The organism is Paenibacillus hunanensis (assembly GCF_014645615.1).
Taxonomy (GTDB): Bacteria; Bacillota; Bacilli; order Paenibacillales; family Paenibacillaceae; genus Saccharibacillus; species Saccharibacillus hunanensis.
The window spans coordinates 131,079-144,530 of the sequence record NZ_BMMB01000008.1 but is presented as its reverse complement, the minus strand read 5'-3'; the positions used below and the strand labels follow the sequence as shown (position 1 = coordinate 144,530).

Here is a 13,452-nt window from a genome sequence, read left to right as displayed (position 1 = left end):
AGCTGCAAATTCCAGCAAGACCAAAGGATAAATGATCCTTCACGCCAGATGAGTCGCCTGCGAAGATCATTCATCGCCAAGCGTTTATAACTATAGTATACTCTAATTCAAGACTATTTTGGTAATAAGGAGGGAGTCTGACATGCGCCCACTGCAAATCTCGGCCGATACAGCTCTCAAGCTCGCCGAAAAATTAAATGTTCCGCTGGAGCAGCTTATGCATATGCCTCAGCACATTTTGATGCAAAAGCTCGCTGAACTGGCAAAAAAGGACGGCGCGTCCGAATGATTCCGTTTAACCAGGCTTGGCCTTACGATATTGTAATGAATGATGTATATGTACAGGAATGTCCATTTTGCGGGACAGGCAATGTATTGCTGCCGATTCGTCCCAAGGAACTGGCAACCATCCACAGTGGCAAAAAGAAGCTGCTCGTCTTTCCTTGCTGTAGCAATCGGGTCACGCTACTGGATAGCGATAGCGATTATCTGCTTACAGATGCGGTATTGCGATAATGAAAAAACAGGCTGGGACACGTTACTGACGTGTACCCAGCCTGTTTTATTTTGATAGATACATGAATGGTCTTATATCCCTATCACACCTGGAAGCGCTGGATGACCTGATTCAGCTCAAGTGCCAGATTGCGCAGCTCTTGAGACAGACTGGATACCTCTTCCATCAATGCAAGCTGCTCCTCTGATGAAGAACGCGCCTTGCCAGCATTGGCTGATGAGTTGGAAGCGACCGAGCCCAGCTGGCTAAGTGAAGCGGCAATCTGATCACTGCTAGCCGACATTTGCTCGGAAGCTGCGGACACTTCATACACTTGACCGGATACCTTTTGGATCGAGGCTACGATCTGACGGAAGGTTGAAGCGGCAACGTCGGATGTTGCTGCGCCCTTTTTCGCTACATCTACCGATTCCTCAATAGATAGCACCGCCTGCTCCGTATGGGTGAGAATGCCTTTCAGGATCAAATCAATCTGGTCGGAAGAGTCCTTGGAACGACCTGCCAGCTTGTGAATTTCCTGTGCAACGACGGCAAAGCCTTTACCAGCATCGCCTGCTCTGGCTGCCTCGATTGAAGCATTCAGCGCCAATAGGTTCGTTTGCTCCGCAATTTCACGAATAAATGACATGATGCCTTGAATGCTCGTATTTAACTTTTGCAGCTCATGCAGCACGGTAACAGTACCGGACATATTCACTTCAATTTTCTGCATTTGCTCGACCATCGTTACAATCTCGACCTCGCCTGTACTTGCACGCGAGGTCGTATCGGAAGCAAGCTCAGCGACGACCTGCGTCGATTCTGCGATGCGCCGAATACCAATAACCATCTCATTAATGGAGGTCTGACACTCCAGCGTTGCTTTTTGCTGCATCTCTGCACCAGAGGACACTTCTAGCATGGACTCTGTAATTTCCTGTGAAGCTTCGGTCGTTTTCTCTGCACTGATTTGTAGATCGGAAGCAGAACGCGTCACATTGGCGGACGTGGACTGAATACCCTTGATTAGCTGTTGCAGGCTACTAATCATATGATTAAATGCTTGAGCCGTGTGTCCAATCTCATTTTTACTTTTGACTGTCAGGTTGACCGTCAGATCACCATCTGCCGCTAGTTTGGATACGGAAGCGAGCTTTTGCAGGGGCTGGAGTACAATACGTGCCAGAATGATCAAGGCGCCGATCAACACCGCTGCAATAATAAATCCAATCCCAAGGCTATATAACAGCATATTTCTCTGATCCTGTTGTACTTTGGCAGCATCCAGATCTAGGCCGAAGATAGCGAGCGGACGACCGTTATCATCCTTAATCATATGCAAATACGTTACCCATGTGCCTGCACTATCCTTATAAGGCTCTGTTAATGCCGTTCCTTGTTGGAACAACTGTGCATACGCGCCTTGCACAATGGACGGGATTTCATACTCTACACCGGGTACCATTTCCATATCATGCAGTGCCTGATTCGCTTGCAGTTCTTTTAAATACTGCTTGCCATCACGCTCTGTAATATCTGTCGGAAACATATACGCATTCGCAATGGATGCCGTTCCCACCATCGCATCTAGCTGTTGTTTCAGATTGTTCAGCTCCTGTGAGGTCGGGCGATCACTGGCTTGAAGCTGTTGCAGAGACTGCTGAATCTCACTGTGACTTAATTGAAGCTGGCTCGAAAGTGCCTGTCCAACCTGCTGAATCTCTTCATAGTACGCCTTCTGGCTTTGTTTAAAATTAAGAATACTCATACCCACAATCAAAGCAAGCAAAATAATAGCAATTAAGGCTGAACTCGTGAAAACCAGACTTCGATTACGCAGATATCGTGGCATAGGGTATTCTCCTTTGTCTTTTACCTCATATATTGAAGTATATCGGCAGGGCGAGAACATTCATTTATACTACAAATTAAAGATAATAAATATTTATATAGCAATCATTTCCATACGATCCAGGTCTATGATTATCGCGCATTAGCCAACATTCTGACCTATCTGGAAAAGACTTCAACATACTATGATTTATGTAGGAACACCTATAAAAAATAACCGTATCTGGAACGACGAATAAGCCGAACAGACACGGTTATATAGGATTGGAAGATGATCATGGATAGGATGCTTGCTGTCGTTTTATTCGGCAATACTCCATAAAATGACAGGCTTGATTATTTCTCTTCCTTCATCTCATCCGGCAGCTCGTGATTTTTAGCAAGCATCTGCTCACGAAGTACGACCCATTGTTCACGTGAAGCGCGAATCATCGCTGAATCGGTAATACGCTGATCGTTGATGACACGCGAGAACCATTTGACTGCATTGTTGAATTCGCCCAGACGACGATGCAGCTCGCCGATCAGGAACATCAGACGTGCGTCGCTACCGCCCACACTTTCTAGCTCGTATACACGAATATAGGATTCCAGGCAGTAGCGTAGAAAACGCTGTTCCTGCTCATTTTCACCATTATAGCGATACAGCCAGGCGATATGATGCAAAAAGCTGGCGACGATACGTTCACGGTCACCGATCGTTTGCGCACACATCAGGGCAAGCTTATAGGTCTCTAATGCCTGCTCCCGGCTGCGATGCCCGCCCATATCGCGTTTCGCTACACGGCGACCAATCTCGCTCATATATTTTTGCTTATGTGCCGGACTGAGCTTTGCCATCGAATTCTCTGTCGATGCAAATCCACAGTGCGGGCATACACGAACCACATAAAAGTCAGGATTCTCATGCTGGTAATACGCACAAAAGTCCGAATCTCGACGAGACACTCGCTTGAGACTCTGTCGTACACGACTCGTCTGAAAATCCTCTTCGCATTGCGGACAGTTTACTTTAATTTGATACAGCGGCTCTAACTGTATAGAATCTTCCATCTGGCATTCTTCCCCCACTATAAATTTATCCTAGCCGGACGAGCCGGCATTTCATTTAATCGGTATTCACAAAGTGATGAGCCGGACCAGACAGACGCTCAATAACAAACAATCGGAGTTCATGCTCCACACCGACCTCGATCAATGCTTCATTCATACAAGCAAGCCACGCATCTGCCTTCTCATGCGTAATGGGAAATGGCATATGTCTGGCACGCATCATCGGATGGCCATGCTGATCGGAGAAGAGTGACGGCCCACCAAAAAATTGCGATAAAAACATATACTGCTTTTCCATAACCGGCTCAATATTGTCCGGAAATAACGGCCCGATCAACGGGTCCTTTTGTACTTTAGGATAAAACGCCTCTACTAAACGACGGATTCCTTCGTCACCGCCGAGCAATTCATACAGGGATGCACGATAATTCAACTGAAATCGCCAACCTTCCTTACGTCATTGCCAAAAGTATACCATAGTTGAACCGGTTATGCCTCGCCAGTTGCTTAATTTTGGATAGCTGTATAGCTTCATCTCATAGGGGTAGGTTGGTCATCCATCCCGGCAAATTATCGAACAAAAAAGACTGCTTCCACAGTCCAGATTCGGACTATAGAAACAGCCTCTCCTACGATTAGCCTCATGCTACATAGCAAATATGCTGTATTCGTTCTATAAAATCAACTTCGTATCGACGTAAGAAAATGCGACTTGTTTTGGATTAGACTTGCTGTTGTTAGCGCAGCAGTACGGATATCGATCCGTATGAGCATGTGTGACGCTTAGTACATGCTGCCGTCTTCTTCCCCCGGTTGTGCAAAAGAGGATCGGATGACATATACAAAACCACACACAAGAAGTCCAGAAATAATACTAATACCCATCATGATCACTCCAATTCTCAAATGTGTTATTGACTTTGTTTTTTGACTTCCGACGATTACTTCTGTCTTTATTTTATCATATTATATCGGAAATAAAACCATTTTTGTAAGCGTTTACTTTAACAATTAGATTACAGGCTCTTTACAAAACCTCATTTTATTGCGTTTATGTTTCGTAGACATAACTCTGGACGTTTCTGATCTATCATGGGATGTAAGAAGTGGATTGCTTAGCAATTACAGGCAAAAAGATTGTGTTCGCTCACAGAATTGATTATCATCAAAAGGGAGCAGGTTAACGATTCTGGATAAAGGAGCTTTCCTAACTTGAGATACTATGTACTGGATCGCGGAGATCAATTATCGATCGAACTGAGTGAACGGTTTCATAAGCTGGCCGCCGGTTATGGCTTCGAGCTGGATGCACAATCACCGGAGATCGTCGTATCCATCGGTGGAGACGGCACGATGCTACACGCTTTTCATACGTTTATCGACCATATCCCTGATCTTGCCTTTGTCGGTATCCATACCGGTCATCTGGGCTTTTATGCAGACTGGAAAGCAGATGAGCTGGAGGAACTGGTCAAGTTCATGGCAGGCGAGATTGATGACAGTGACGATAACAATCCGAAAATTGTCAAATATCCGCTGGTCGATCTGGAGATTCAAGCGAAAAGCGGTGTGTCCCGTTATACCGCATTGAACGAATTTACACTAAAAGGTCTGGATGGCACGACCATTGTCGCGCAGGTGGACATTAATGATGAGATTTTCGAGATGTTCCGTGGTGACGGGATTTGTATTTCGACTCCATCAGGCAGCACCGCCTACAACAAAGCGCTTGGTGGCGCAATGGTTCACCCTACGATTGAAGCACTGCAAATTGCTGAGATTGCTTCGATTAATAACCGTGTCTATCGCACACTCGGCTCATCGCTGATGCTGCCGAAGCATCATCATTGCGATATTCATTCACGCAAGCAACAGCGTCTGCAATTAACGATCGATCATCTGAACATTCCGATTGATGATCTGATCTCGATTCGCTGTCAGGTGTCTAATGTACGTGTAAGCTTTGCACGCTATCGTCCGTATCCATTCTGGAACCGTGTGCGTCAGTCCTTTCTTGGCTGATTGAATACCTTTGAGTAATGTTTCAGCAGATAGGTAGTCACAGCAAAGAATAGCAACTGTGCAAAGCTGGCACGTACGTATGTAGATGCCGTATAAGCGATAACAAAAAGCCCTCATCGTATGCCTAACAGGCGGATGAGGGCTTTTTGTTATCGTGTTATCGTCTACGATCGCTTTATGAATGGGACGAATCTTTCGTTTCGCCCGATTCCGTTTTCGGAGCATCCACTTTAGACGGCTGCGCTTTGGGTGGTGCTTCCGATTTAGGTGGTTCTGCTTTAGGTGCTTCCGACTTGGGAGCATCCACTTTAGGAACTTCCGGTTTCGGCGCGTCCATTTTAGCAGCTTCAACCTTGATCGTTTCTACTTTTGGAGCATTTTCGGCTTTGGGAGCTTCAACTGCCGGATTGGATGCTTTTGGATTTGGCGAAGCAGAAGATGCTTGCTGCTTCGCTCGGGCTGGGGCAGCGGATTCTGTCGCACCAGCAGATGCGTTGCCGTTTGCTTGCGCGTTAGCCTGCTGCTTGCCCTGCTTGTTGCCACCATTCCCCTTGTCCTGACGATCACGTTTGTTGTGATTGCGGCTGGAGCGTTGCGGCTTTTCGCGAGGTTCGCGTGGCTCACGCGGTTCGCTAGCTTCGCTGTTTTTCGGTTCAGCCGGGCCATCCTTTGTCTTTTGCAACACAAAGTAGGCACAGCCAAAATTGCAATATTCATTAATATATTCGGTCATGCTGGACAGTGAGCTATCCTTTGCCGCTTTGGGGTGACCGTCCCGGTAAAAGCCTTTGAGACGAAGCTGATTATAGCCCCAGTCTCCAAGGATATAATCATACCGATCCAGTACCTCGCTAAAGCGTTCACGGAAAATCTCCTGATTCCAGCCATTCCGGTGTTCTTTGATCAGTTCATAGGTTTTGCCGCCAATATGAATCAAGGTCTTCCCGCCTTTCAGCAATTAAACAGTCGAAGTCTCCTTCGACTTGGATGCGGATTTCACCTGTTCATGCGCATGGTAGGAGCTGCGAACGAGCGGGCCGGATTCGACATGGCTGAATCCGCGCTTCAATCCTTCTTCCTTCAGAATTGCAAACTCTTCCGGTGTGTAATATTTAGCTACGTTCAGATGCTTCGGACTTGGCTGCAAATATTGCCCCAGTGTCAGAATATCGCAATCCACGGCACGCAGGTCATCCATTGCCTGTAAAATTTCATCCCATTCTTCGCCTACACCCAGCATAATACTGGACTTGGTTGGAATGTTCGGTTGCAGCGTTTTGGAATTGCGCAGCAGTTCCATCGAACGCGGATACTTCGCTCTCGCTCTTACGCGATCGGACATGCGTTCAACAGTTTCAATGTTATGGTTTAAAATATCCGGTTTGGCATCCATAACGATTTTGAGCGATTCGATATCACCCATAAAGTCAGGGATAAGTACTTCCACACTGCACAGTGGCAGGCGGCGACGCATCGCGCGGATCGTCTCGGCAAAGATCGTTGCTCCGCCGTCCTTCAAATCGTCACGGGCCACGCTTGTAATAACACAATGATTCAGGCCCATCTGTTCAGCTGCTTCCGCCACCCGTTCTGGCTCCTGCAAATCAAGCTCCGTTGGCATCCCCGTATTGACCGCACAGAAACGACATGCACGCGTACAGATGTCGCCCAGTATCATAAAGGTTGCAGTACGGTTCGCCCAGCACTCATAGATGTTCGGGCAGCGCGCTTCCTCACATACGGTATGCAATGTTTTGGAGCGCATCATGCTTTTGATTTCCTGATAGTTTTCGTTGTTGGTCATCTTGATTTTGATCCATTCGGGCTTCGGTTGCTTAGCTTTTGTAGACAAGATGCTTGACCTACCTTCCTCAATAGATAGTATGGATATTTTGCTGCGCAAAAATCCTTTTTTCATTGAACCTCGTGTTAGAAGATCACTAACACTTGAGCAGTACGATATTTTGCCCTGCAAAAATCCTCTTTTCATTGAACCTCGTGTTAGGAAATCGCTAACACTTGGATATATAAATCATTGGGATTTATTATAGCATGAAATGTATAGCGCTGAAATCTTTGCTTTATCGGTTTTGTATAATCGTTTACACTAAATCATGTGTAAAAATGACCTGTATGGCTGTATAGCACCACAGGATAACGGAAGGAAATTGCCAGCTATGTCCAATAAGCTTCAATCCAAGGGCACATTGTCCGCGTCCTCGATGACTCGCTCGCGCCGTCTTGGCATCGCGCTCATCCTTGGCTCGCTCTCTGCTTTTGCGCCGCTATCGATTGATATGTATCTGCCTGCGCTTCCCACGCTTGCAGATCATCTGCATACGAATGCCTCCCTTGCTCAGCTCAGTCTGACTGCCTGTCTGCTCGGCTTAGCCTTCGGGCAGCTTGTTGTAGGGCCGCTCAGCGATGTGAAAGGGCGCCGAATGCCGCTGCTCATTTCGCTAGTATTGTACGCTATTTCTTCATTATTATGCGCTTTGACAGGCAACATCTGGGTGTTGATCCTGCTTCGTTTTATTCAGGGGGTTACGGGAGCGGCAGGCATCGTTATCTCGCGCGCCATTGTACGTGATTTGTATTCTGGCACCGAATTAACTCGATTCTTCTCGCTACTCATGCTCATTAACGGAGTAGCACCGATCGCCGCGCCGGTTGTCGGCGGCTTACTACTAAAGGTTGTACCGTGGCAGGGGATATTCGTCGTTCTGGCTGCAATTGGAGCGATCATGCTATTTTCCGTTCTATTTGGTCTACCCGAAACGTTGCCAGCTGATCGCAAGGCAGCAGGTGGACTTGGAACGACATTACGCACCTTTGCACGGCTAATTCGAGATCGTAGTTTTATCGGCTTTGCATTGTCTCAGGCGTTTGTCATGGCAGCGATGTTTTCATACATTGCAGGTTCGCCGTTTGTCATTCAGAACATTTTCGGTGTATCGGCGCAAGGGTTTAGTATCTTTTTTGCGATTAATGGATTAGGAATTATTATTTTCTCACAGCTAGCTGGACGATTGTCTGGACGCTTTGGCGAATATCGTCTGCTCAAGCTCAGTCTTGGCATTGCATTTACCGCATCGCTATTGTTGCTGCTGATCTCCCTTGCTGGCGGTGGATTATTCGCTATCGCAAGTATGCTGTTCCTGATCGTCGCCTGTGTCGGCTCGGTGGGTGCTACCTCTGTGTCACTCGCGATGCAAAGTCAGAGCCACTCCGCCGGAAGCGCATCTGCACTGCTCGGTCTACTGCCACTAACGCTAGGCGCACTTGCTTCGCCGCTTGTTAGTCTGGGAGGCGGTACGACAACAGTATCGATGAGTGTTGTAATTTTCGGAGCTGAGCTGCTGGCGGTATTGTTCTTCCTGGTGCTTGTTCGTGGGCAACAGAAGAAGATGGCTGGACAGAGCTAATGCTGACCTTTCATATCATGTGACGTAGTATAACGACTTCTGCGAACGGTGGCTTGTTTTGATATCGATATAGACAGGGTGACGCTCGCAGTTAAGGATTATTTGTATAATGCTGGTAGTACCTTCATGCCTTCATTAGCGTTAGCGTTAGCGTTAGCGTTAGCGTTAGCGTTAGCGTTAGCGTTAGCGTTAGCGTTAGCGTTAGCGTTAGCGTTGAAAATTATACTAGAAATCATACAAAGCACATCTCTCCTGTGTTGGAAAGATGTGCTTTTTTTGTATTGATCTTCATCTTTATGCATTTCATCCGATATTAATGGTAAACAGGCGAAGCTGCATGATGAACGTGAACTATACTATTTTATATAAGGTGGATGAATACATGCTTCAATGGATTGACCGTTATTATACCAAGCTAGCTGGTATTATTATTTTTCTGATGATTGTGAATTTCCTCTGTCTGCATACCGGCTGGAATGTATTACTTGGTGCGCTGTATCTGTCTCTTGCCACAGTGCATTACCGTTCTCGCCTCTGGAAAAAGCAGGCTAACTCCACACTGTAAGCAGACACTCATTCCTGCATAGTGCCTCTACTTCATCTTATCTAACCCTCTCCACATGCCTTGCAAATCCTCCAAATCCATTACATGCGTGCAATTTTTCTAAAATACAGTGTAACTCGCTCCATTTCCCACGGAAGGCATGCGCTCTTATTCCCATACACTATTCATTCGATTAACCTTCAAGGATACGACCTCTACATTACCACCCTCCGTATACAGACTCATCCGACGACTGGCGGCATCGGGAAATACGATGCTGCTGAATACCGTCTGTCCATGATTGGCAAACACCTCTATCGTCGAGCGATCTACCAGAATCCGCAGTCGGATGATGCCGTCTGTCCCGTTTGTCTGCTGCAATGTCGTTTGCTGGAGCGTGCGAAATAGCGGTGAGAAGTCAGTAATGCCGGATTGCGAACGGTCGATAAGCAGCTGGCGATCTGCAACCGTATAGCCGACCTTTGTAAATTGCGTGCCCGTATCGTTTTCAAGTAAACGGAAGCCGAATGAATGTGCAGGTTGCTGCTCTGGCAAGCGTAGCTCTGCCTCAATCTCGTAGTTCGCTGCCGACAGACCGGCTAGCAGATTGGGGCTGCTCGGCTGTATCTCTGTAGCTCCCGTGTGCAGCATAGGACTGCGTAATGCGTTCAACTGCTGTATGGGCTGCTGGGATAGACGCCATCCGTCTGGGGTCGATACGAGCGACAGCTGGCGCGGAATGGTGAGCACGCCCTTCCAATCTCCGGTTGGCTGCTCGAACGCATAGTCCCAGTTGGTCATCCATGCCATGACGATTCGCTGCTGCTGTGGTAGTCCGGCAAATGACATTGAAGCATAGAATTCTTTGCCCCAGTCTGTCTTCAGCACTTTGCCTGCGGGATTATCATTCATAAATTTGCCTTCCGGGCTAAGCTGACCGATAAAATATTCTGCATCCGAGCCTTCCGTATTCGGATTCGCACCTGTGCTGATCATCAGCACCCATTTCACCGTACCGTCTGCTGCCTGTAAGGGAAATAGATCAGGACATTCCCACACGCCGCCGCGAATATAATTGGCATAGCCAAAATTGTCAGTCAATGTCCAATCGAGCAGATTCGTTGATACGAACAGACGCACATGATCTCCACCGGATACGACCATCACCCAGCGATGATTGGCTTCGTCGCGAACGACCTTGGGATCGCGGAAATCCCATCCACCCGGATCGGTAGCGCTTTTGCCGGGATTATCGATGACGATCGGGCGATCTGTCGGGTAACGCCAGGTGCGACCACGATCTGGACTGTAAGCGATTCCAATTTTCTGATTACCATTATGCGATGATGGTGTATACGACGTATAATAGGCGATCAAGCCACCATTAGCATCGTCAAACAGACCGGATACATTATGCTCATCAGCAATTGCCGAGCCAGACCAGATATGTCCAAGCTGATTCCATTCCAACGCAAAGGGCAGGTTCTTCCAGTGGAGTAGATCAGTGCTCACTGCATGCGCCCATCGTCCACCATCCTGATGAAATAGATGATATTCTCCCTGATTATAAATCAATCCATTCGGATCACTTGCCCACCCACGTAGAGCAGAATAATGATACGCTGGACGATAATCCTCGCCGTAAAATTGCTCCGTCGTCATCCGATACGTATCCTGAAACGAAGCGGAGCCGTTTAATACCACAATGCCTGCCAGCCCCGCATCCGCACCTGCTGCTAGCTGCTGTGTATCCAGCGCTGGCTGCGCATAGCCATCAATATACAGCTGCAAATGATTCCCCTTCACATGCAGCTCCAATCGATGCTTCACACCGGATTCGCTCGGATAGCTCTGCTGTGATTGCTGGATTACTGTTCCATCTGGCTGCTGCAAGCGTGCAGTGACGCGGTTAGCATTACGAATGAGAAGCACTTGATAGCCCTGCTGCCCTTGCTCATCCGTACGAAGCATTACGCCTGCCTGCATAGATGCGGCATCATCCACCGGTATTAGATCTGTCATCAGCACCATATCTTGCCCGGTCGGCTGGGCGTATAATCGCATACCGCCCATACCTCCCGTTGATACTGTACCTCTCATTCCACGTCGATCCATTGCCCATATGGCATCGCCTACCGTATATTCACCTGTTAAATTATAATTCCATGTCGCCGTTTCACCTTCGGGAGCCATAGCTGCCGCTAATGTCGACGAATGCGTAGATGTCATGATGTTCGCCCCTGACTGCGGTAAGTCCGCCGCCTTTGCTGTAGCCATCATGCCACTATACAAACCGATGGCGAATAGCAATGTCCACAATCTGCATATAGCGATGCTACTCTTCTTAGATGAGATGCTCTTATTTGCTAATACGACGTTGGTATGCAGTTGCCTTCCGTCATTGGCATCATTCCAGCTAGCATGACCTATCTTGCGCTGTTCACTATCCAAGTTTCCGCCTCCCTGAAGCATGATCTATGTTCATGGACTTGTATATCGTCGTAAGTCTACGTCGAGCGGTAGTATGATGCTTGCTATTATTTGGTCGCATTGCGCCGCCGCTATCTATCTATCTATCTATCTATCTATCTATCGACAAATCATAGACGGCAACCGACATCCAGGCTGGCGGATTCTGTTCATTGGTGGCGCGCATCAAGCCCAGGCGGTCTGCACTAGCAGGTGGGAATACGAGATCCGTCAGTACGGTACGCCCTTCATCGGCGAATACCTCCACTGAACCACGATCTACAAAGATACGTAGCTCACGCACATCCTCTGTAGTCGACCAAGCCGCTTCATGTCGTCCAGCAAAATGCTCATGAAAAGTCCCATCACCGGACATGGTACGATCGATATATACTACACCTCTGTCTGCATCGACACCGATCACAGTGCGCTGTTGCCCGTTCGATAGCACCTCCCATTGTGCTGAACTAATAGCCGGTAAGACGATATGCAGCTCATAGCTGCGTAAGTGTAATGCGGTCAATGCTACCTCCACCTCTTCCAGCCTGGCGTGATTGCATTGTAATAACAGCTGGCGATAGCTTTCCAATTCGGCTACGGGACGCTGAAGTAGCTGCAATTGTCCGTCCTTTGTATATTCGAGCAATAATTCACGCGTGATCGTCATCGCTCCGCGCCAATCGCCTGTTGGAGTCATATTGGCATAGCGCCAATTGCTCATCCAGCCAATATATAGCCGTCGTCCATCCTCCGCTGGAATGTCCGACCAGTTCACACCTGCATAGTTATCCCGTCCATAATCCAGCCAGCGCACCTGCTGTGAAGCTTCATCCGGTATAAAGGATGTACCCTCAAACTGCCCGGTAAAATACTGTGTGCGCGAGCCTTCTGGATGGATACCATCATCGCCGATACTCACAAGCATCACCCAGCGTTGTTCCCCTTCTGCACCATTTTGCACGGGTAGCGGAAATAAATCCGGACATTCCCAGACCCCATCGTGACAGCCAATTCCTTCACCAAATTCACTACTCTCTGTCCATTGCAGCATATCCGGTGAACGATACAAGGATACCGTCTGTCCGCAGGCTAAAATCATCACCCAGCAGTGATCTCGCTCATACCAGAATACTTTAGGATCACGAAAATCCGGTCTGCTCTCATGCGTTAGCACGGGATTGCCTGGATACTTATGCCACGTTCTTCCGCGATCATGACTGTAAGCGAGGCTCTGACTCTGGCATACCGATTGCCCAGGCAATTCACTATGATGGGTGAAGATCGCTACCAGACCCGGCTCCTCTGGAAAGAACCCGGTTGTATTCTTCCAATCGACAACCGCACTACCGGAAAAGATCGTCCCCAGCTCATCTGGCTCCAGCGCCACCGGAAGCTCCTGCCAGTGCACCAGATTGCGCGATACGGCATGTCCCCAGTGCATCGGCCCCCATGTCTTACCAAATGGATGATATTGAAAAAATAAATGATATTCGCCGTCCCAGTACACCATGCCATTCGGATCGTTCATCCAGCCGCGGGCAGGCGAGAAGTGATACGCGCCCCGATAATCGTTTTGTAGCTGCAAAGACATA

Annotated in this window: 12 protein-coding genes; 5 read left to right on the top strand and 7 right to left on the bottom strand. The window is 48.0% G+C overall.

What is annotated here, in order from left to right:
• Positions 1–142 precede the first annotated feature (142 nt).
• Positions 143–289 carry a YycC family protein gene (locus tag IEX62_RS17915; protein WP_188776921.1) on the top strand — a complete coding sequence of 49 codons (147 nt, stop codon included), beginning with the start codon at positions 143–145 and terminating at the stop codon, positions 287–289.
• Positions 286–516 carry a hypothetical protein gene (locus IEX62_RS17910; protein WP_188776920.1) on the top strand — a complete coding sequence of 77 codons (231 nt, stop codon included), beginning with the start codon at positions 286–288 and terminating at the stop codon, positions 514–516. Before IEX62_RS17915 ends, IEX62_RS17910 begins: the two co-directional genes overlap by 4 nt.
• 83 nt (positions 517–599) lie before the next feature.
• On the opposite strand, the gene IEX62_RS17905 is transcribed toward IEX62_RS17910, so the two are convergent.
• The 3 genes from IEX62_RS17905 to IEX62_RS17895 form a co-directional block, all read right to left on the bottom strand.
• Positions 600–2,348, bottom strand: a complete 1,749-nt coding sequence (locus tag IEX62_RS17905; protein WP_188776919.1) for a methyl-accepting chemotaxis protein — start codon at positions 2,346–2,348, stop codon at positions 600–602.
• A 335-nt stretch (positions 2,349–2,683) separates the two neighbouring features.
• A complete protein-coding gene (locus tag IEX62_RS17900) occupies positions 2,684–3,400 on the bottom strand; it encodes a DUF2225 domain-containing protein (protein WP_188776918.1) in 717 nt (238 codons plus the stop codon).
• Between the two features lie 55 nt (positions 3,401–3,455).
• Positions 3,456–3,833, bottom strand: a complete 378-nt coding sequence (locus tag IEX62_RS17895; RefSeq protein ID WP_188776917.1) for a globin domain-containing protein — start codon at positions 3,831–3,833, stop codon at positions 3,456–3,458.
• A 779-nt stretch (positions 3,834–4,612) separates the two neighbouring features.
• Between IEX62_RS17895 and IEX62_RS17890 the strand changes: the two genes are divergently transcribed.
• The gene (locus tag IEX62_RS17890; protein WP_188776916.1) at positions 4,613–5,422 is read left to right on the top strand and encodes an NAD kinase; all 810 of its coding nucleotides are present in this window, start codon (positions 4,613–4,615) and stop codon (positions 5,420–5,422) included.
• Between the two features lie 175 nt (positions 5,423–5,597).
• Here the strand turns inward: IEX62_RS17890 and IEX62_RS23860 are convergent, their stop codons facing one another.
• Together IEX62_RS23860 and lipA are read right to left on the bottom strand one after the other, a co-directional pair.
• Complete coding sequence (locus IEX62_RS23860; RefSeq protein WP_229685909.1) at positions 5,598–6,359, bottom strand: YutD family protein; 762 nt, start codon at positions 6,357–6,359, stop codon at positions 5,598–5,600.
• Positions 6,360–6,380: 21 nt separating this feature from the next.
• Entirely contained in the window at positions 6,381–7,274 is an 894-nt protein-coding gene (lipA, locus tag IEX62_RS17880) for a lipoyl synthase (RefSeq protein ID WP_188776915.1), read from the bottom strand.
• Positions 7,275–7,599: 325 nt separating this feature from the next.
• On the opposite strand from lipA, the gene IEX62_RS17875 reads away from it, so the two are divergent.
• Positions 7,600–8,847, top strand: coding sequence for a multidrug effflux MFS transporter (locus IEX62_RS17875; RefSeq protein WP_188776914.1), 1,248 nt, complete (start codon positions 7,600–7,602; stop codon positions 8,845–8,847).
• 382 nt (positions 8,848–9,229) lie between these two features.
• Entirely contained in the window at positions 9,230–9,412 is a 183-nt protein-coding gene (locus tag IEX62_RS17870) for a hypothetical protein (RefSeq protein ID WP_188776913.1), read from the top strand.
• Between the two features lie 147 nt (positions 9,413–9,559).
• On the opposite strand, the gene IEX62_RS17865 is transcribed toward IEX62_RS17870, so the two are convergent.
• Positions 9,560–11,842 carry a glycoside hydrolase family 32 protein gene (locus IEX62_RS17865; protein WP_188776912.1) on the bottom strand — a complete coding sequence of 761 codons (2,283 nt, stop codon included), beginning with the start codon at positions 11,840–11,842 and terminating at the stop codon, positions 9,560–9,562.
• 130 nt (positions 11,843–11,972) lie between these two features.
• On the bottom strand, positions 11,973–13,451 hold the full coding sequence (locus IEX62_RS17860; RefSeq protein ID WP_188776911.1) for a glycoside hydrolase family 32 protein: 1,479 nt from the start codon (positions 13,449–13,451) through the stop codon (positions 11,973–11,975).
• Position 13,452: the final 1 nt, after the last annotated feature.

Excerpts from the sequence above, each read along its gene's own strand:
- IEX62_RS17900 (WP_188776918.1), bottom strand. The coding sequence starts at position 3,400 with ATGGAAGATTCTATACAGTTAGAGCCGCTGTATCAAATTAAAGTAAAC.
- IEX62_RS17905 (WP_188776919.1), bottom strand. The coding sequence starts at position 2,348 with ATGCCACGATATCTGCGTAATCGAAGTCTGGTTTTCACGAGTTCAGCC.
- IEX62_RS17915 (WP_188776921.1), top strand. The coding sequence starts at position 143 with ATGCGCCCACTGCAAATCTCGGCCGATACAGCTCTCAAGCTCGCCGAA.
- IEX62_RS17910 (WP_188776920.1), top strand. The coding sequence starts at position 286 with ATGATTCCGTTTAACCAGGCTTGGCCTTACGATATTGTAATGAATGAT.
- IEX62_RS17870 (WP_188776913.1), top strand. The coding sequence starts at position 9,230 with ATGCTTCAATGGATTGACCGTTATTATACCAAGCTAGCTGGTATTATT.
- IEX62_RS17875 (WP_188776914.1), top strand. The coding sequence starts at position 7,600 with ATGTCCAATAAGCTTCAATCCAAGGGCACATTGTCCGCGTCCTCGATG.
- IEX62_RS17860 (WP_188776911.1), bottom strand. The coding sequence starts at position 13,451 with ATGTCTTTGCAGCTACAAAACGATTATCGGGGCGCGTATCACTTCTCG.